Annotated in this window: 16 protein-coding genes; 12 read left to right on the forward strand and 4 right to left on the reverse strand. The window is 54.6% G+C overall.

Annotated features, from left to right (window positions below; translation table 11 throughout):
* Nucleotides 1–105: 105 nt before the first annotated feature.
* The 3 genes from CpATCC19410_RS05200 to CpATCC19410_RS05210 are packed head-to-tail and all read left to right on the forward strand — an operon-like array spanning nt 106 to nt 4829.
* On the forward strand, nt 106–2841 hold the full coding sequence (locus CpATCC19410_RS05200) for a valine--tRNA ligase (protein ID WP_014522455.1): 2736 nt from the start codon (nt 106–108) through the stop codon (nt 2839–2841).
* Nucleotides 2842–4404 carry a bifunctional tetrahydrofolate synthase/dihydrofolate synthase gene (gene folC, locus CpATCC19410_RS05205; RefSeq protein WP_013242453.1) on the forward strand — a complete coding sequence of 521 codons (1563 nt, stop codon included), beginning with the start codon at nt 2842–2844 and terminating at the stop codon, nt 4402–4404.
* Nucleotides 4401–4829, forward strand: coding sequence for a DUF4233 domain-containing protein (locus CpATCC19410_RS05210; protein WP_013242452.1), 429 nt, complete (start codon nt 4401–4403; stop codon nt 4827–4829). Before folC ends, CpATCC19410_RS05210 begins: the two co-directional genes overlap by 4 nt.
* Nucleotides 4830–4855: 26 nt before the next feature.
* On the opposite strand, the gene CpATCC19410_RS05215 is transcribed toward CpATCC19410_RS05210, so the two are convergent.
* On the reverse strand, nt 4856–5806 hold the full coding sequence (locus CpATCC19410_RS05215; RefSeq protein ID WP_013242451.1) for an ornithine cyclodeaminase family protein: 951 nt from the start codon (nt 5804–5806) through the stop codon (nt 4856–4858).
* A 94-nt stretch (nt 5807–5900) separates the two neighbouring features.
* Between CpATCC19410_RS05215 and ndk the strand changes: the two genes are divergently transcribed.
* Nucleotides 5901–6311: a nucleoside-diphosphate kinase gene (gene ndk, locus CpATCC19410_RS05220; protein ID WP_014300875.1), complete on the forward strand. Its 411-nt coding sequence runs from the start codon at nt 5901–5903 to the stop codon at nt 6309–6311.
* Between the two features lie 100 nt (nt 6312–6411).
* On the opposite strand, the gene CpATCC19410_RS05225 is transcribed toward ndk, so the two are convergent.
* Nucleotides 6412–7098: a hypothetical protein gene (locus CpATCC19410_RS05225; RefSeq protein WP_013242449.1), complete on the reverse strand. Its 687-nt coding sequence runs from the start codon at nt 7096–7098 to the stop codon at nt 6412–6414.
* Between the two features lie 424 nt (nt 7099–7522).
* Between CpATCC19410_RS05225 and CpATCC19410_RS05230 the strand changes: the two genes are divergently transcribed.
* From CpATCC19410_RS05230 to proB, 5 genes are all read left to right on the forward strand, one after another.
* Nucleotides 7523–10927 (forward strand): translation initiation factor IF-2 N-terminal domain-containing protein, encoded by a 3405-nt coding sequence (locus CpATCC19410_RS05230; RefSeq protein WP_014401325.1) that lies wholly within the window; start codon nt 7523–7525, stop codon nt 10925–10927.
* A 234-nt stretch (nt 10928–11161) separates the two neighbouring features.
* Nucleotides 11162–11467, forward strand: coding sequence for a 50S ribosomal protein L21 (gene rplU / locus CpATCC19410_RS05235; RefSeq protein ID WP_013242447.1), 306 nt, complete (start codon nt 11162–11164; stop codon nt 11465–11467).
* Between the two features lie 39 nt (nt 11468–11506).
* Entirely contained in the window at nt 11507–11773 is a 267-nt protein-coding gene (gene rpmA, locus CpATCC19410_RS05240; protein ID WP_013242446.1) for a 50S ribosomal protein L27, read from the forward strand.
* Nucleotides 11774–11995: 222 nt separating this feature from the next.
* On the forward strand, nt 11996–13522 hold the full coding sequence (obgE, locus tag CpATCC19410_RS05245; protein WP_013242445.1) for a GTPase ObgE: 1527 nt from the start codon (nt 11996–11998) through the stop codon (nt 13520–13522).
* Between the two features lie 69 nt (nt 13523–13591).
* Nucleotides 13592–14845: a glutamate 5-kinase gene (gene proB / locus CpATCC19410_RS05250; RefSeq protein ID WP_013242444.1), complete on the forward strand. Its 1254-nt coding sequence runs from the start codon at nt 13592–13594 to the stop codon at nt 14843–14845.
* A gap of 37 nt (nt 14846–14882) precedes the next feature.
* Here the strand turns inward: proB and CpATCC19410_RS05255 are convergent, their stop codons facing one another.
* Together CpATCC19410_RS05255 and CpATCC19410_RS05260 are read right to left on the reverse strand one after the other, a co-directional pair.
* The gene (locus CpATCC19410_RS05255) at nt 14883–16475 is read right to left on the reverse strand and encodes an aspartate:alanine exchanger family transporter (protein ID WP_013242443.1); all 1593 of its coding nucleotides are present in this window, start codon (nt 16473–16475) and stop codon (nt 14883–14885) included.
* A 109-nt stretch (nt 16476–16584) separates the two neighbouring features.
* Nucleotides 16585–16932, reverse strand: coding sequence for a YbaN family protein (locus tag CpATCC19410_RS05260; RefSeq protein WP_014522454.1), 348 nt, complete (start codon nt 16930–16932; stop codon nt 16585–16587).
* Nucleotides 16933–17067: 135 nt separating this feature from the next.
* Between CpATCC19410_RS05260 and CpATCC19410_RS05265 the strand changes: the two genes are divergently transcribed.
* The 3 genes from CpATCC19410_RS05265 to nadD all read left to right on the forward strand — a co-directional run bounded on the left by CpATCC19410_RS05265 (nt 17068) and on the right by nadD (nt 20035).
* A complete protein-coding gene (locus CpATCC19410_RS05265) occupies nt 17068–17982 on the forward strand; it encodes a D-isomer specific 2-hydroxyacid dehydrogenase family protein (protein WP_013242441.1) in 915 nt (304 codons plus the stop codon).
* Between the two features lie 61 nt (nt 17983–18043).
* Nucleotides 18044–19330: a glutamate-5-semialdehyde dehydrogenase gene (locus tag CpATCC19410_RS05270; protein WP_014401324.1), complete on the forward strand. Its 1287-nt coding sequence runs from the start codon at nt 18044–18046 to the stop codon at nt 19328–19330.
* Nucleotides 19331–19378: 48 nt separating this feature from the next.
* Nucleotides 19379–20035 (forward strand): nicotinate-nucleotide adenylyltransferase, encoded by a 657-nt coding sequence (gene nadD, locus CpATCC19410_RS05275; protein WP_013242439.1) that lies wholly within the window; start codon nt 19379–19381, stop codon nt 20033–20035.
* The last annotated feature ends 26 nt before the right edge of the window (nt 20036–20061 follow it).

Here is a 20061-nt window from a genome sequence, read left to right on the forward strand (position 1 = left end):
GGGGGCTTTTTCTTTATCTGTATATTCTTTGCACAAGCGGATCGGGGAAGCCTCACGGCCTACCTAAAAACCCCAGCGTGAAGTGTGGTTGGCGCTAACGCTAAGATGGTCGACGTGACTGCGAATAATGAGAATGCGAACCGCGCTGACCGTCTCCCCGCGAGCTGGGATCCCCAAGCTCATGAGCAGGAGCTTTATCAAAGCTGGGTGGATGCTGGTTATTTTACTGCGAACCCCTCTAGCTCTAAGCCGCCGTTCTCAATTGTGCTTCCGCCGCCAAATGTAACTGGCCAGCTTCATATGGGTCATGCCTTGGACCATACGCTGATGGATTCCATTGCGCGACGCAAGAGAATGCAAGGCTTTGAGGTTTTGTGGCTTCCGGGTATGGATCATGCCGGGATTGCGACTCAAACCAAGGTCGAGGCCATGCTCAAGGAAAAAGAGGGCAAGAGCCGATGGGACTATGACCGCGAAGAATTTATCGGTCACGTCTGGGATTGGAAAAACGAGTACGGCGGAACAATCGGTAAGCAAATGCGAGCTATCGGTGATTCCGTAGATTGGTCTCGCGAGCGCTTTACCCTTGATGAGGGTCTCTCACGAGCAGTCCAGACCATTTTCAAACAGATGTATGACCGCGGCATGATCTATCAGGCTAACCGTCTGGTCAACTGGTCTCCTGTGTTGGAAACTGCTGTTTCTGACATTGAGGTCGTTTATAAGGACGTCGAAGGCGAGCTTGTCTCCATCCGTTATGGCTCCATGGATGATTCCGAGCCACACGTTGTGGTTGCTACCACACGAGTAGAAACCATGTTGGGAGATGTTGCAGTGGCTGTTCATCCGGAGGATGAGCGCTACAAAGACTTGGTGGGTACCTCGTTGCCTCACCCGTTTATTGCGGATCGGCAGATGATCGTAGTTGCTGATGACTACGTTGATCCAGAGTTTGGCACCGGTGCAGTAAAGATCACCCCGGCGCATGATCCGAACGATTACGCGCTTGGTGTACGCCACAACCTTGATATGCCCACCATCATGGACTCGACCGGTCGTATTTCGGGCACAGGAACCCAATTTGATGGCATGGATCGGGCAGAGGCCCGTGTTAAGGTGCGTGAGGCTCTGGCAGAGCAAGGGCGCATCGTCAAGGAGATACGCCCTTACGTGCACTCGGTGGGGCATTCAGAGCGATCGGGCGAAGCCATCGAGCCGCGTCTATCGCTGCAGTGGTTTGTTCGCGTGGAAGAGCTAGCCGCTATGGCGGGCGACGCCGTACGCCAGGGTGATACAGTCATCCACCCCAAGTCCGCAGAGCCACGTTACTTTGAGTGGGTCGATGACATGCACGATTGGTGTATTTCGCGTCAGCTGTGGTGGGGCCACCGTATTCCGATTTGGTACGGTCCTGAGGACGCCGACGGTCAGCGAGACATTGTGTGCGTGGGGCCCGATGAACAAGCACCTGAGGGCTATACGCAGGACCCTGACGTTTTGGATACCTGGTTTAGTTCGGCTCTCTGGCCATTTTCCACCATGGGGTGGCCGGAAAAGACTCCTGAGCTGGAAAAGTTCTATCCGACTTCCGTCCTAGTTACTGCCTATGACATCTTGTTCTTCTGGGTTGCCCGCATGATGATGTTTGGCACGCTTGCATCTGAGTCCACTCCGGAACTTCTTGGAAAAGGCCGCGATGGTCGCCCGCAGGTGCCGTTTACTGACCTTTTCTTGCACGGCCTTGTCCGTGATGAACACGGCCGAAAAATGAGTAAATCCCTGGGTAACGGTATTGATCCCATGGATTGGGTGGAACGTTTTGGCGCGGACGCATTGCGTTTTACCCTTGCTCGTGGGGCCAACCCCGGTGTCGATCTGCCTGTTGGTGAAGATTCCGCGCAGAGCTCTCGTAACTTTGCCACCAAACTCTACAATGCCACCAAGTTTGCGCTGATGAATGGCGCGCGCGTGGGCGACCTTCCTGCTCGCGAGGAGCTTAGCGACGCCGACCGCTGGATTCTAGACCGCCTTGAGCAGGTCCGAGCTCAAGTGGATTCCTACTTTGATAGGTACCAGTTTGCTAAGGGCAATGAGGCTCTTTACCAGTTTGTTTGGGGAGAATTCTGCGACTGGTACCTGGAGTTTGCCAAGGTACAGATTCCGCGTGACGTAGACTCCGCAACACCTGAGGAGCGTAAACGGGGAGAAAACACTCAGCTCGTGCTGGGCCAAGTACTGGATGCTGTACTGCGGATGCTGCACCCTGCTATGCTATTTGTCACGGAAGTTCTGTGGAAAGCTCTGACCGATGGCGAGTCGCTTAACGTAGCGGCATGGCCCACCGAGGCGGAAACAAACGGTGGTGCGCTTATCGACGCAACCGCTGCTCGTCGTATAGCTGATGTGGAGAAGCTCGTCACTGAGGTGCGCCGCTTCCGCTCAGACCAGGGAGTGAAGCCCTCTCAGAAGGTTCCCGCTCGCGTGGACTTTGGCGCTTGCGACCTGGAAGAGCAGGAAAACATCGTGCGGTCTTTGGCACGGCTTGAGATCCCTGGGGATGACTTTGTGGCGTCGGCAAGCATTGAAGTGCGTTTGTCTCAGGCTACCGTTGTGGTTTCTCTGGATACCTCCGGAACCGTGGATAAAGTTGCTGAGCGCAAACGCTTAGAGAAGGATCTGGCAGCGGCAACCAAGGAGTTGGAGACCACAGCTAAGAAGCTCGGCAACGAGGCATTCTTGTCTAAAGCACCCGAGGCCGTCGTGGAGAAAATTCGCAGCCGTCAGAAGATCGCAGAAGAAGAGGTAAAGCGTATCAACGCTCGCCTTGAGGAGCTGAACTAAGTGGCTGACCAGCAGCATTCGCATGATGAGGGCGAGCTTGAGCGCACCATTGATGAGACCCTACAAGAGGAGCTTGCCAACCTTGGAATGGGAGAGGTGAAACTCAGTGAGGAAGGACTATCGCTTCCCATCTCCATGCATGCGGAAGCCAATGCTCCGGAATCCTCTGAGATCACCCCAGAGGATCTCGCGTCGCTTGCTTTGGTAGAAGCCGAACTGGATCAGCGGTGGTCGGAGACCAAGATTGACCCGACTCTCGAGCGAGTAGAACTCCTCATGGATCTGTTGGGAAATCCCGAGCGTGCATTCAATGCGATTCATGTTGCGGGAACTAACGGAAAAACGTCGACAGTGCGCATGATTGAGGCGCTTATGCGTGCTTTTCATCGTCGCACTGGGCGTACCACAAGTCCGCATTTGCAGTTGGTCACTGAGCGCATAGCCGTCGATGGTGTGCCGATCCACCCGCGTGAATACGTGAGGATTTGGGAAGAAATCAAACCATACGTGGAAATGGTGGATGCCAAGTCGGAGGAATCTGGCGGACCCAAAATGAGCAAATTTGAAGTGCTCACGGCCATGGCTTACGCAGCATTCGCGGATGCGCCAGTAGACGTTGCAGTGGTTGAAGTAGGAATGGGCGGACAATGGGATGCCACGAACGTGATTAATGCCGATGTTGCCGTGGTCATGCCGGTGGGGCTCGACCATACGGATTTCCTAGGCGAGAGCATCGAGGAGATCGCGGCGGAAAAGTCCGGGATCATTAAGTCTCGATGGGACATTGATGACTTGCTTACGCCGCCGGACAACGTGGCTATTGTGGCCGAACAAGACCCCAAGGCTATGAATGTAATCTTGGAACAAGCAGTTTCTGTGGACGCCTCCGTTGCCCGAGCAGGAGCTGAGTTTGGCGTGATCGAATCCACCGTCGCCGTGGGGGGACAGCAGCTGAGTATTCGTGGACTCGGCGGCGATTACACTGACATTTTCCTGCCATTATCTGGCGAGCACCAGGCCCGCAACGCCGCTTGCGCTTTAGCCGCAGTGGAAGCTTTCTTTGGCGCAGGAGCAGGCCGGCAACTAAATCAGGACACAGTCCGCGAAGGTTTCGCCTCAGTTCAGTCACCTGGACGCCTAGAAAGAGTGCGTACTGCACCGACAGTATTCATTGATGCTGCTCACAACCCGCACGGCGCGGGGGCTCTTGGGAAGGCGCTGGATAGGGATTTTGATTTCTCAAGACTGATCGGGGTAGTAGCGGTGCTTAGCGATAAGGACTATCGCGGTGTGCTTACATCGCTTGAACCCTATCTTTCAGAAATCGTGGTCACTACGAACTCTTCGCCGCGTGCCCTGGAGGCTGAGGAGCTTGCCGAGGAAGCTCGAAATATCTTTGGGGAGGAACGCGTCCACGTGGCCTACAACCTTCCTGGGGCGGTTGAGCTTGCCGTCGAATTGGCTGAGGATACCGACATCCAATCGGGTGCAGGTGTCATCATCACAGGTTCCGTTATCACCGCGGGAGAAGCTCGCACTCTCTTTGGAAAGGAACCTGCATGACCCGCTCTTCCGATGATGGAATCGAATACGGACCGCTCGGTCCTGGGCGCGAGCCAGCCAAGGACCCGATGAAGGGGCTACGCGGTGTTATGGCTGGGACCATGATGATGCAGGCCATCTCTTTCTACCTGGTGCTTACCGTTATTTTGCGCGTTGATAACGGCATCCACTGGACAACCTTTAACTGGGGATATGTCACCGCTGTATCCACGGCGATGCTCATACTGTCTTTCCTGCAAAAGAAACGTTGGGCCCTGAAAGCAAATATTGGGATTCAGGTTTTTGCCCTCGCCGGATTTGTTGTACACATTTCCATGGGCATCATGGCCATCATTTATATTGCTGTGTGGTGGTACCTGCTGTATCTTCGCAAAAATCTCATTGAGAGAATGAAGCGCGGGTTACTCACCACTCAGCATCTTTAACCCCCGTGGGGAAACCAAGCAGGTTTCTACCGCGGGGTTTTCTCCATCATTCCGGTAGCAACCGCAAGGTCTTGCCAACTCATTCCAGTACCTTTGAAAATACGTGGATGTTGCGTGTCTGGATGTGCCGTACCGGCCACCAGACTGCGGAGATCAACAAGGCGCTCTTTAGTGAGGTGCCCTTCCTCGATAGCCATGATCACATCGCCAGCTTCACGCAGTGCGGTGGCAACATCTTCTACAACTACGTAAGCGTTCTGGAATAGGTCGCCGGGGAGCTCGCGAGCATCTGGCTCATGCGAACCCATCGCTACGATAACGGCGTGGTCTGGTACGTCTGCGGCCTCAAATAATGGCGTGCGTGCAGAGGTTGCGCACACAATGATGTCTGCTGTCCGGACATCCGCAGCATCACCAGCACGCGCCGGTATGCCCTTTTCCTGCATTTTCCCCACGGAGGACGCAACTGTGTCCGAGTTGCGGCCGACAATTGCTACGTCGGAAAGCGTGCACAGAGCAGCAAAGGCTTCCACGTGCCCTAGGCCTTGGGGGCCAGTGCCAAATACTACGAGGCGGCGGGGGCTGGCGGATTCTTGCGGCGTGAGTAGCAGTTCGGCAGCTAGAGCAGACACCGCTGGTGTGCGCAAGGTGGTGAGAGCTTGGCCGTCTATAAGCGCGCAGATCTGCAGAGTTTCTGGCTCCATCAGCACATAGGTTGCGTGAATGCGGGGAAGTCCTCGCTGAGCGTTGCCGGGGGCAAGTGAGGCGATTTTTGTGCCGGCCCAGCCATCGATGACCGAAGGCATCACAAGGAGTTGGCCTGCGGGCGTCGGAAGAATGAGACGGGCGGGGTCCTCTGAGGGATCAAAAGACGTGCTGAGCGCGCGTCGAAGCAAATCGCGAGCTTTGCTCGGAGATATAAGACGCTCAACGTCTGCGGCAGTAAAGACGCGCGGTTGGCTGGGAACATTTACCATGTTTTCTCCTTAAAACATTTGCATTATTTTGGGGAGATCTTTTCCAGGGCACCAAACTACTTGGTTTTGTGTGGGATTGGCTAGAGTGTGTTGCATGAGTGAACGTACCTTGATTCTGATCAAGCCGGACGGCGTCGAGCGCGGGCTGGTCGGAGAGATCATCGCCCGCATTGAGCGCAAAGGCCTTAAGCTCAGCGCATTAGATCTACGCGTTGCGGATACTGAGACAGCTGAAAAGCACTATGCAGAGCATGCAGATAAGCCATTCTTTGGTGAGCTTGTTAAGTTCATCACGTCCGCACCTTTAGTGGCCGGAGTTGTTGAGGGACCGCGTGCTATTGAGGCTTGGCGTCAGCTCGCCGGAGGTACCGATCCTGTATCCAAGGCTACTCCTGGAACCATCCGTGGGGACTTTGCCCTTGAGATGTCAGCCAATGTTGTCCACGGCTCTGATTCCCCTGAGTCCGCAGAGCGCGAGATTGGTATTTGGTTCCCCAACCTCTAAAGCGTGGTCCCCTGGGAGGCTTTAGCGTCTGGAAAGAAAGAACCGGCTACTCTGTGCCGGTTCTTCGTTCTTTTGGAGGGCATATCCGCGGTGTATCCCACTAGGTCGCGTTGGCTGTTTGGTCGCGCACGGCGAGGGCACAGCCGATGGGGGTGAGCTCTACATACCATCCCTCTGGGTCTGCGGGGGATAAACCGGTGAAAACGGTGAGGATGCGGGCGTCGATAAGCTGATGCGCTGCAGGGGTGAGGTCTTCCATAGGGATACCTGAGACCTTGGCTAAACTGCCGAGTTGAGCTCGCGAGCCATCTGTGGCGCCGACAGCAGCTAGAAGTTCTATGATTTTCGCTTCCGCATGCGTAAGTGACGGGAGATTTTCCATAGCCGCAGGGTCGGCATTTCTGCCATGCTGCGTAATCAGGTCTTTTCCTTTACGCGAAGAGGCTGTGATGTTTGATATCAGGAACGGCGCGAGTGCCGTGCATATAAGGAATGTGATAGCCGGGTGGAAATCCCACAATAAGAAAACACTGACTACGGGAAAGACGGAAAATCCTACCAAGCCCCCGCGCATTGCTCGATCCGCAGCATTATTGCTGACGTTGTCGATACGAATTTTATAAAGTGTGTAGCACGGATGATTAAGGATCCTAGAGAATAACAATGCTAGAAGAGCAATGAGTCCCGCCGCCCACAACCATTGCCCATAGATATAGAGGGTTGCTATCGCGCCGGCGCCTAATGAACCCGCACAATAGTGCCACCATGGTGGGCTAGAACAGAACATGGGACCACCGTCTTTGATAGGGGGACAGGAATGCTGCGAAAAATGCAGTCAATATAACAGCATAGTGTTGGCATGCATGTGAGAGCAGGGAATAGCATATGTGCTATTGGGGTGGCTGGGTTATTTGGGGGACTGCCTCGCCCATGTTTGGCTGTTGGTATGTCAGAATGAACAGCGTGGGTGCAATCGTTCGCTTCACCCGTGGTTGTGAGAAGTACATCGTGGGGTGCCCCATGTATAGCACAGCCGCGGCGTGTAAAACGCTGAGCTAGTCCCATAGAAGAACGAAGCTTTATAACTAAAATCGAGTCCCTGCATGTCTGTGCGGCGGCGACGAACTGCGTATTTGGCGGAAACGCTGGCAGGTTGTCAGCGCCCGGATTGTGGCAGTGAGATGGCGAAGAGACATTTGAGGAGAAGATTCGTGGCTGAAGAGACCACAAAAAAGGTGCCTGCGCGTCGGGCGACACGAAAGACCGCGACGCGAAAGACCGCTGAGGATACTGCTACGCAGGATACGGTGGTGCCTGTTGATCGTGATGCGATCGGCGACCGGATTAGGGTGCATGCGCTGGCTAAATTAGCGTCGGTAAGTTCACGTGAACTCATCGCTACTCTTGCCACACTAGGGCTTACTAAGGTTGCGCAGTCGACGCTGACCCGCGAAGAAGCCCTGAAGCTACTCGACGCCCACCACATCGACAGCTACTCAGCCGAAGAAAAGCTGCGCCACCGGGTGGAAAAGAATGTGGAAAATGAGATCCACCAGATCGAAGAAAAAGTCGAGCGTGAGCTTAACCCTGATGCTGAGGCCGCCAAGCTCGATGATCCGGAGGAATCCGAGAAGCTGCGCCGACGAATAGAAAAGAATGTGGAAAATGAGATCCACCAGATCGAAGAAAAAGTCGAGCGTGAACTGCAAGACCGAGAGGCAGTGCGCGAGGAAGACCACCAGGATTCTTCTGAAAACGCAGTAGCAGAAGATACGATCGTAGTAATCATCGAGGACGAGGCAGCGGAGCTTCTTTCAGATATCGAGCCAGAGATCACGCCCGCTCCGGGACTGTCTGCCCCGGCTTTCCCCACGCCACTGTTCATTGCGCCGACGCCAGCGGAAGAACTGGAAAGCAACGTCGATGACTCTGTTGAGGATGATGAGGAGTCGGCGCAGTCTCGTCGTCGCCGCCGCGGTCGCCGAGGCACGGGGAGAGGAAAGCGAACTGATTCTGAGGATTCCTTCTCTGAGGATCTCGAGGAATCCCCGAACAGTGAAGACGCTGGTGAGGAAAAGACCGAGGAACTGATCACCGAACCGGTAGGGATCAAAGGGTCTACGCGCCTGGAAGCGCAGCGTCGTCGTCGTGCGGAGATGCGAGAAGAATCGCGGAATAAACGGCATATCGTTTCAGAAGCAGAATTCTTGGCGCGCCGGGAATCTGTAAAGCGCACCATGATTGTGCGGGAACGCGAGCGGAGTGATCATCCTGGAGTAGTGACCCAGGTGGGCGTTTTAGAAGACGATCTACTAGTTGAGCACTTTGTTACCAGCGATACGCAGTCCTCAATGATCGGAAACATATATTTGGGACGCGTCCAAAATGTGCTGCCCAGCATGGAGGCCGCATTTATCGATATTGGAAAAGGCCGCAATGGCGTTCTCTATGCGGGCGAAGTGGACTGGCGTGCCGCAGGCTTAGGAGGCCGGGGGCGGCGTATTGAGCAGGCCCTCAAGTCCGGCGATCAGGTGCTTGTTCAGGTATCCAAAGATCCCGCAGGCCACAAGGGTGCGCGGTTGACCACCCAGATTTCTTTCGCAGGGCGTTACCTGGTGTACGTGCCTAACGGGCGCACCGCGGGTATTTCTCGCAAGCTTCCTGCTCCAGAGCGGACGCGCTTGAAGAATATCCTCAAAGAGGTTGTGCCTAAAGACGGCGGAGCTATCATCCGTACCGCTGCGGAAAATGTCTCTGCGGAGGCTATCGCTGCGGACGTGAATCGGTTGCACAAGCTGTGGAATCAGATTCAAGAGCTCACGGAGAAGGAGAAAAACTCCAAGGGTGCTAAGCCTGTCACCATGTATGAAGAGCCCAACATGTTGGTGAAGGTGGTGCGTGATCTTTTCAACGAGGACTTCTCGGAGCTAATTGTCGACGGCGACCGTGCTTGGAATACCGTTCACGCCTATATCCAGTCAGTAGCTCCTGAGCTACAGGATCGCCTGATTAAGTTTGATCGGGAAGCCCACGAGGATCGCGATGCGTTTGAAGTGCACCGCGTAGATGAACAGCTGCACAAGGCCTTGTCGCGGAAAGTGTGGCTTCCCTCTGGCGGAACCTTAGTGATCGACCGTACAGAAGCTATGACAGTCATTGACGTGAACACCGGGAAGTTCACGGGTTCTGGCGGCAATCTTGAAGAAACGGTAACTCGTAATAACCTTGAGGCTGCAGAAGAAATCGTTAGACAGATGCGGTTGCGCGATCTTGGCGGCATGATCGTGGTGGACTTCATTGACATGGCCCTTTCAGAAAACCAGGATCTAGTGTTGCGTCGACTCACCGAGGCACTAGGCCGTGACCGGACGCGTCACCAGATTTCTGAGGTGACGTCGTTAGGCCTGGTGCAAATGACTCGAAAGCGTCTTGGCACGGGCTTGCTAGAGACTTTTGCCACCGAATGCGAGCATTGCGAGGGCCGTGGAGTCATCATTCACGATGACCCCGTGGAACAAAGCGTTTCGGATGCCGCTATTGAGAAGTCCTCGCGCGCACGTTCCGGAAAGGCTAAGGCAGCTCGAAAACATGGGGTTGCTCATCAAGATCCGGCGCAGCATCCTGCTGCTATAGCAATGCAGCATCATGAGGAGGCTGGCTCTGCCGCTGGTTCCAATACCTCTGACGCCAGCACTGCTGACACCAGCCTTGCTGCTGATACTCGAACCAGCATTGATGATCTTGCCGCAGCTGTGGTGATCGATGACGTAGAGCTTGAGAAGGTCGTGGACTCCGTGGCGAGTGACGTTGCGGAACCTGGTTTGCTGGAGCCATCCAAGGAGAAGAAGGGGCGCAGAAGGCGTCGCGGCTTGCGCAATTCTAAGCGAAAGGACAGGGGAGCAGCGGACGATGTTATGGACATCGTCGACGCGGCTTTGGACCGAGCTTTTACAGAAGATCCAGACGAGCCCTCAGGTGCCGATCATCTGCCGCTATCGGGTAATAAGCTCAGCCGCAGCACTACTTCTGTGACCTACGAGGAAGCGCTGGCAGCGTTTGAGAATTCTCCGCGTAGAAAACGTGCGGTGCGTGGAAACTCCGTATCGGATCATGCGCCAAAACCGGAGGATTTTAAGCGTATCGACGTCACCGAGGGCGCCGAAGAAGACACGTTTGCAAGCGAAGCTTCTGAGGAGACCTATTCAGGTAGCCGCCGCTCACGCCGCGTGGCCAGGAAACAGGGAGAAACGCGGAAGGCCGTGGAGAACCCAACGCAATCAGAGGCTGCGGACGATACCGACTCGACGGGTAATGTGAAGATAGATTCTCTACGCGGGAGGCGCCGGCGTGCCGTGCGCAGGAGGTTCCAAGAAACAAATCTTGCTCCATCAGTCGTTGAGACTGCGGAAGAAGAATCGACGGCGAAGGGTCGACGCCGTCGGCGTGCCGTGCGTAAAACCGTGGTGAAAGCGCCCCGTAAGGCTGTTATCGGTGAGGAATCTTCCGGTGTGTACGTGAAAGATGAGACGGTGCCGGAAACGCGCGAGGCATCATCTGCGGGCCGAGGGCGGCGACGCGTGGCGCGTCGGGTGCGCACGGCGACAAAGAGAAACTAACGTATTTGTTTTTTCCGAGCTGTTAAGGGTAGTCTTTGACAGTCGCTGTTTTAAGGCGATCTACTATGTGTATGTCCTGTATCGAGAGGTCGATTTATCGCCTCACTCAATGCGGGGCGAGATATTAAACGTGAGTGGATGCCTTAGAGCAGAAATGTAATCACGTAAGTCCAATTCAGATGCTTCAGTTTTTGAGGCGTCTGAGCCGAGTATCAGATAAGGGGTAGCCCTCGTATGTACGCGATCGTCAAGACCGGCGGCAAGCAGTACAAGGTTGCCGAAGGTGACTTCGTCAAGGTCGAGAAGATCGAGGGTGAGCCGGGTTCGTCCGTGGCTCTCACCCCCGTCCTGCTCGTCGATGGCGCTAATGTGACCACAAAGGCAGCTGACCTTGCTAAGGTGAGCGTCAATGCTGAGATCGTCGAGCACACCAAAGGCCCGAAGATCAAGATCCTGAAGTACAAGAACAAGACCGGCTACAAGAAGCGCCAGGGTCACCGTCAGAAGCTGACCGTGATCAAGGTCACCGGTATCAAGTAAGCCTCGCGGCTCGCATTTTCCTAAAGGAGGGAAAACCACATGGCACACAAGAAGGGCGCGTCTAGCTCCAGCAACGGTCGTGACTCTGAGGCAAAGCGCCTTGGTGTTAAGCGATTCGGTGGCCAGCAGGTCAACGCCGGCGAGATCCTCGTTCGTCAGCGTGGCACCAAGTTCCACCCAGGTGAGAACGTCGGTCGCGGTGGCGACGACACTCTGTTCGCACTGAAGGCTGGCGCTGTGGAGTTCATCACCAAGCGTAACCGTCGTATGGTCAACATCGTTGAAAACGAGACCGTTGACGCTTAAGTCTTAATTATTCTGGCGGTGTTCAGATCTTCTCCATGCCGCCAGGAAATGGATAAAGTACACAACTTTATCTTCACCTGACTGCATCTGCTCCATGCACTGCGGTCAGGTTTTTTCTTTACTCACCCCTGCGATGTTTTAAGCGCTTGCTAGGATCGGTCTGCATAGGCGCTGCTGGGGGCGTATGTAAACTTTGGACCTAATTTAGGAAGGTACCCACTCATGGCACGATTCGTAGACCGAGTTGTTCTGCACCTTGAAGCCGGCGATGGCGGTAACGGATGTGCCTCAGTGCACCGCGAAAAATTTAAGCCGCTCGGTGGCCCAGACGGCGGCAATGGTGGGCACGGAGGAGACATTGTCCTGGAGGTTTCAAACCAGGTGCACACCCTCCTTGACCTCCATTATCGTCCTAACCTTAAGGCAAAGCGCGGCGCTAACGGTGCCGGCGATCACCGGAACGGTGCGCGTGGAGATGACCTGGTACTAGAAGTACCCGCAGGTACTGTGGTCCTTGCTCAAAATGGTGAGACCCTTGCAGATCTGACGTCTCCCGGAATGAAGTTTGTTGCGGCAAAGGGCGGTTTTGGCGGACTTGGTAACGCTGCTTTGGCCTCGGCGGCTCGTAAGGCGCCAGGTTTTGCCCTGAAGGGTGAGCCAGGCGAGGCCCACGATGTGGTTCTAGAGCTGAAATCCATGGCGGATGTAGGACTGGTGGGGTTCCCCAGCGCTGGTAAGTCCTCGTTGATTTCTGTGCTTTCCGCTGCAAAGCCAAAAATCGGCGATTATCCTTTTACTACCTTGCAGCCCAACCTGGGCGTGGTGGAAGTGGGCCACGATACCTTTACCATCGCCGATGTTCCTGGACTTATCCCTGGTGCTTCAGAAGGCAAAGGACTAGGTCTAGACTTCCTACGCCATATCGAGAGAACTGCGGTTCTTGCTCATGTGGTGGATGCCGCAACCATGGAACCAGGGCGTGATCCGATTTCGGATATTGAAGCGTTGGAAACTGAGCTCGCGGCGTACCAGTCTGCGCTGGATGAGGACACCGGATTGGGGGATCTACGAGATCGCCCGCGCATCGTGATCCTGAACAAAGTGGATATACCTGACGCACTGGAGCTGGCGGAATTTCTCAAAGAGGATATTGAAGCGAAATTTGGTTGGCCGGTGTTCATCATCTCTGCTGTAGCCCGTAAGGGACTCGATCCGCTGCGATATAAGCTGCTGGAGATTGTGCAAGAGGATCGTCGTAAGCGGCCGAAGCAAAAACGCGAAGAGCGCATCGTGGTGCGTCCACAAGCCGTGGATTCCCGTAAAAAGAAGAAGGACTTTGAGATTATCGAAGATCCTGATGTGGAAAACGGCTACGTTGTGTTGGGCGAGAAGCCTGAGCGGTGGATCATCCAGACGGACTTTGAAAACGATGAGGCCGTGGGATATCTCGCAGACCGACTTGCACGCATGGGAGTGGAAGAAGAGCTGTTTAAAAAGGGCGCGCGTCCTGGCTGTACCGTCAGCATTGGCGAGGTCTCCTTTGAGTGGGAGCCAACCACTGCTGCTGGCGTAGAGGTGACCATGTCCGGGCGTGGGACAGACATGCGCCTGGACAAGAACACCCGTATGTCCGCTTCCGAGCGTAAGCGAGCATCGCAGGTGCGTCGTGGTCTTATCGACGAGTTTGATTTTGGTGAGGGACAAGAAGTCACTCGAGAGTCCGCTAACCGTGACCGGTGGCAGGGCTAGCCTTCTAAAAGAGCTAACTCGAAGGGGGAATGGCATGCGCAGTTCTCCACGGGGCTACACTAAACCCTCATGGAGAATAGCCACGACCCCTTTGGCATCACGGAACTCACCGGAACCGGTTTAGCGAGTTCGCCTTATACTGGCGCCACCAGCTCCCAAGGCTTCCCAGAATTGCCGGCTGAGATTGTCGACTCGCCGGCGTATGGACACGATTCACCTGTGCGTGAACGTATCCGTGCGGCGCGCCGCATCGTGGTAAAAATTGGCAGTTCTTCGCTGACAAACGAGAACTTTCAGGTCGACCCGATGCGCATAGACAAGCTTGTCGACGCCCTCCAGGCCCGCATGGAACGCGGCTCCGAGGTTATCGTCGTATCTTCAGGATCTATAGCAGCGGGCATGGGGCCCTTAGGGCTCACGCAGCGCCCGACCGACTTGGCCACCAAGCAGGCTGCGGCTTCCGTGGGGCAGGTATACCTTGCCCATGCATGGGGGACCTCTTTTGGACGATATGGTCGTTCCATCGGTCAAGTCCTACTTACAGCCTCAGACGCCGGACGCCGTGATCGTGCTCGCAACGCGCAACGCACAATCAATAGACTTCTTCAGTTGGGGGCTGTCCCTGTGGTCAATGAGAACGACACCGTGGCAACCACCGGTATGCACTTTGGCGATAATGACCGACTTTCTGCTCTCGTTGCTCACCTCACCTGTGCAGACGCATTAGTTCTTCTTTCGGACGTGAATGGCCTTTATGACCGCAACCCCATAGACCCTGGTGCGCGTTTTATTCATGAAATCCGCGATGGCAATGACCTCAAAGACGTGGCCGCTGGCGATGGGGGACGCGTAGGAACCGGTGGCATGGCGGCTAAGGTCACGGCTGCGCGTCTTGCCTCTCGTGGGGGAATCCCAGTTTTGCTTACCTCTGCGGACAGCATAGGCGCGGCATTAGATTCCGCTCGCGTGGGAACGGTCTTTGATCCTAAGGAAGACCGACTTTCTGCCTGGAAATTTTGGGTGCTTTATACCGCTGACGTGGCGGGAATTTTACGTATTGACGCGGGCGCAGTGGAGGCCGTCACAGCCGGCGGAAACTCACTGCTGGCAGTGGGGATCACAGATGTTGAAGGTGATTTTCAGGCAGGGGAGATCGTAGAAATTCATGGGCCCGGCGGAGAAGTCGTAGGACGGGGAGAGGTCTCTGTTGACTCCGCTACGCTTAACGCGCTTAAAGGGCTTCCCATGTCCAGCTTCCCCCGTGGGCAACGGCGGGCTGTGGTGCATGCGGATTACCTCTCTAACTATGCGACGCGCGCATAGGGACGGTGGGGGCGTGGATAAGCCTAAGCTCAGAGTCCTATAGCCCGGCGAGGACCTGAGCGGTGAGGATCTTGGCGATCATTGCGACTGGATAGATGAGCGAGTAGCCCAGTGCAATGCGGGGATCAAAACCAGTGCGTGAGTTGGCAAAGGCCAAGACTGCTGGTTGCGTTTGCACCCCGGCGATATATCCGGCTAGTTTGGTTCCACCCATGCCGAACATCCATCGCATCATCACATACATGGAGACCGCGAGGAGTGAGGTCAAGATGAAACCGAGGGCTAGGATGCTTAGCCACTCGCCAGAACTGAAGGCGTGGATGATTTGGCTGCCTGCTACGGTGCCTGCTTGAGCCAGGAAGATAAGCAGACCAAATTCGGAGAGCACGATGGTTGCTGTATATGGCAATGTTGTGACTATCGACCCGATTCGGCCTATCTTTCCTAGGATTAATCCTACGATGAGCGTGCCTGCTGCCGCACCGATATGAAAAGTGGAACCGTCGCCTGTTGGGATCGGGATACCGCCTAATAGCAGACCAGCTACCATGCCCAAACCTAAAATAACTGGATTAATGTCGCTTAACCCACCCGCGGAATCACCAAAGAACTTAGTAATCTGCGGCATCTTTTTGGTAGGGGCGACCACACGAACTCTATCGCCCTCCTGGAGGACTAGATCGGCTTGAGCGATCATATCTATGTCCCCACGGCGCACGCGGGAGATCGTGGCGTGGTAGTCGTTGGCTAGGTTTAATGACGATACTGTGCGTCCGGCAATCTTGGGGTCTGAGATGGTAATGCGACGGAAATCTAGCTGAGAGCGGTCTTGTGTGAGTGAGCGGGCGGAATCGCGCCCTAGAAGTGTTGCCGCATGATTGATGTCTTTGCGTGGTCCCACAACAGTGATGAGGTCTCCCTTAAGGAGCACTCGTTCGGGTGCCGCGTGTTGGACGGGATGGTCGCCGCTTTTTATGCGGGAGAACGTTACTTTGTGATCTACCAAGGCGAGTATGTCTTGGATAGTGGGCTTATCGGTGCGATCAACCACTATTGTTTGGTTGTCCAAAGGCGAGGGAGCATCCCTATCGGTACGGGAATAGCGCAGGGCAAAAAGCACTGCGATCATCATTCCTACTACGCCGTATAGATAGGACACCGAATATCCCACTGTTGCCAGTGCAGGTTCTCCCGAGGCTGCTCCGGCTGCGGCTAGGGAGGGAGTGTTTGTTAGCGCACCGGCGTATGTGCCGGCTACAACGGCGATATCTAGTTTAAAAAGGTGCACGCCTATGCCGTAAGCAGCAGCAGCGACTGCCGCAAATAAGACGGTGGTTCCCAATAACGGTAGAAGAAAGTTTTTCACGCTGTGAAAGAAGCTTGGCCCAGCTGTGATCCCGATGTTGAAGGCAAACAACGCAAGACCAAAGTGACCGATATCGGTGGGCAACGCCAGCTGGACTCCGTATCGGGTGGCAACAGCGGAGAAGACGATGGCACAAAATAAAACACCTGCTGCGCCAAGACCAATAGCACGTAGTTTGATACGACCAAGTGCCATGCCTAACCCGCAGAGTAAGAAGACAAGTACTACTGGATGATCAGCCAAATAATGGAAAAGACTGGACACAGCAGAGTACCCCTTAGTGATTCACGTGTTCTATCACAACTCATGGTACTGGCTATGAAACAAAATTTAAGGGTTTTTAAACAACGTTCAACAGAGTTGTTGTTTTAGCTTACTTCCCGAGTCTTATGATGTGCGTGGATACGGCTGCGCCGATACAAACAAAGACACCCCACATCACAGGTTTACCGATAAGAAAAGCTGACAACAATAAACCTGTCCACATGAGGGTGAGCGTGCGTGCCTTATGCGAGGAGGTCATCTTTCCTTCGTAGTAGTTGCTGAGATAAGGGCCAAACCATTTGTGGTTGAGCAGCCAGTGATGAAAACGCTCTGAGCTCCGCGCAAAGAGGAAGGCGGCGGCTAGCAGAAAAGGCGTTGTGGGAAGTATCGGTAGGAAGACTCCGAGCATCCCGAGTGCTACGCACAGCATCCCCAAGGTAAGCAGAACAAACTTCATAAAGCCTGATTGTAGCGGAGAAAGCAGAAAAAATTTAGGGGAAGCTAAGTTAAGAAACTCCCCACGGGGAATAACGGCGTATCTTGTCTGGCAAGACACACATCGGCAGATCCTCGACCAGAAAGGCAGCAATCTATGAAGTTTGTTATGTACCCGGAAACCTGGGAGAAGGCCATCGGCCAGTTGGAAGACGCTGGGCATAGGCGAGTGGAAGATCTGGATGAGGCGGATTTCCTTGTTTTTAATGGATCAGGTGGGCAATTTCCAAAGATCCCCGCGAACGTAAAGTATGTGCAGGTAGCTTTTGCTGGCGTCGACGCACTTTCAGAGTCAGGTGTGCTTACCCCAGAGCTGCGGTGGGCAAACGCAGCTGGTTTATATGCAGACTCAGTGGCTGAGTCCACGCTCGCTATGTTGCTGTCAGTGCTGCACCATATTCCAGCAGTGGTACGGGCCCAGACGTGGGGTATAAGAGAGCTGCCAGACGAGAAGACCAATTGGCTCTATGACAACAAGACTCTGGTTGTTGTAGGTGCGGGAGGGATCGCTCGACGCCTGTTTGAGCTTTTGGCTGGTTTTGGTCTGCACACGATCGCCGTCAATCGCTCGGGACGGACAGTCGAGGAGGCCGACGAGACGGTTAGCTATAAAGAGTTGGAACGAGCCCTCGGCGTTGCGGATTATGTGGTGCTTCTTGCACCCCTAACCTCAGAGACCCGTGGCATGATTGATACGCGAGCTCTAGGGCTGATGAAGCCAGAGGCTGTGCTGGTAAACGTGGGACGTGGCGGACTCGTGGTCACAGAGGATCTAGTTCATGCGCTGCAACAAGGCACCATAGCCGGAGCGGCCCTTGATGTTACAGATCCAGAACCATTGCCTGACGGGCATCCGCTGTGGTCGATGGACAACGTTCTTATCACCCCGCATGTGGCAAATACTAAGGATCGAATGCGCGCTCTCAGCGGCGAATTATTTGTGGCTAACGCTCGCGCGTTTGAAGCCGGAGAGACAATGCCTACAGAAGTAGATGTGGCAGCAGGATATTAGCAGGAAGACGCTTCGGCGCTGCTCATGACGTTTGGCTGTGACGTTGGTACGGTAATGCTTTATGACCAACGCAGATATCCGCAGCATCGAGCGTAATGACGTCCTATCCAAGGCACGCGCAGCTCATGCTATTTCCCCACGGGTGGCACGTTTAAGTAGCTCACAGAAAAACGCGATTCTTCTTGCCGCAGCTGAGGCACTCTGCACCCGTGCACCGGTGATTCTTTCGGAGAATGCCCGCGACGTGGAAGAAGGACGCGCTAATGGGATGAGTGAATCACTCATTGACCGCCTGAGCCTGGATGAGGGGCGTATTGCTGCTATGGCTGATGGGCTACGCCAGGTTGCGTCCCTTGCAGATCCCGTGGGCAATCTCGTGGATGGTCGAGTAATGCCTAACGGCATCCAGATGCGCAAAGTACGCGTTCCCCTTGGCGTTATGGGAATGGTGTATGAGGCTCGTCCGAATGTAACGGTAGATGCGTTTGGTCTGGCATTGAAATCCGGAAACGTGGCGCTATTGCGTGGTTCTAAATCGGCCCGCTACTCCAATTCCGCCCTGGTGAGGGTGCTCCAAGACGTACTAGTTTCTCATGATATTCCCGCGGAAGCTGTGCAATTATTGCCGTGCGAGACCCATGAGAGCGTGCAAGATTTGATCACTGCACGCGGGCTTGTCGACGTCGTCATCCCTCGCGGAGGGGCGGGACTCATCGAAGTGGTGGTCACGGGGGCTACTGTTCCCACAATTGAGACCGGTACAGGGAACTGCCATTTTTATATTGATAGAGATGTTTCTGATATAGACCAAGCCATTGAGATGCTGCTCAACGGTAAGACACGACGCTGCTCGGTGTGTAATGCAACAGAGACCGTCTTGATCGATAGCGCGTTGCCGGTGGAAGCACAGCGGAAAACGATCGACGCTCTGCAGCGGGCTGGGGTAACTGTGCATGGGGACGTCGATAAGCTAGGAAAGCTTGGCGTCGATAATATCGTGCAGGCAGAGGAAGCAGATTGGGCCGAGGAATATCTTTCTATGGATATCGCCGCGCGCACTGTTGACGGCATCGAAGGCGCGCTTGAGCATATTCGTGCCTATTCCACGGGACACACCGAGGCTATAGCCACCGGAAACATCGTGACCGCACAGCGCTTTGCAGACGAGGTAGACGCTGCAGCAGTGATGATTAATGCCTCTACGGCTTTTACAGACGGTGAGCAATACGGGATGGGGGCAGAAATTGGAATATCTACGCAAAAGCTCCATGCCCGTGGCCCGATGGCATTACCTGAACTGACTACCACTAAATGGATCTTGCAAGGTACCGGCCAGACACGTCCTTAATCGGAATCTGATCGGAATCTGAACGGAATAGGCAGGAAGGATAAGGGCATGACGGTCATCGAGCATCCGCGCCGAGTAGGGATCATGGGTGGTACCTTTGATCCGATTCATCACGGGCACCTGGTGGCAGCCAGTGAGGTAGCCGCAAGGTTTGATCTAGATCTAGTGGTGTTTGTTCCCACGGGAACATCCTGGCAGAAGGCAGAGCGTGATGTATCGCATGCTGAGGATCGCTATCTGATGACGGTGATTGCCACCGCCTCTAACCCACGGTTTAGCGTGAGTCGGGTAGACATTGACCGGCCAGGGGCAACCTATACCGTTGATACCCTGAAAGATCTGCAAGAGCAGTATCCAGATGCGGAACTATTTTTTATTACCGGCGCGGATGCCTTGGGCAATATTCTTACATGGAAAAACTGGGAGCACGTCCTTGAGCTCGCCACGTTTGTGGGGGTCACTCGCCCCGGATACATTCTTAAAGAAGACATGCTTCCGTTGAAGTATCAAGAGCGCGTGGAGCTCATCGAGATTCCCGCCATGTCTATTTCCTCTACAGGGTGTAGACGTCGTGCGCGCGAAGGCTTGCCTGTTTGGTATCTGGTACCGGATGGAGTTGTGCAATACATAGCAAAACGCCGCTTGTACCATCCCAGTGGCGCTGATGCATACCGTGACCCAACGCTAAAACCGCGAACCAGTTAGCCAACCATACCTATTGCATGGAACAA

Source organism: Corynebacterium pseudotuberculosis (genome assembly GCF_002155265.1).
Taxonomy (GTDB): Bacteria; Actinomycetota; Actinomycetes; order Mycobacteriales; family Mycobacteriaceae; genus Corynebacterium; species Corynebacterium pseudotuberculosis.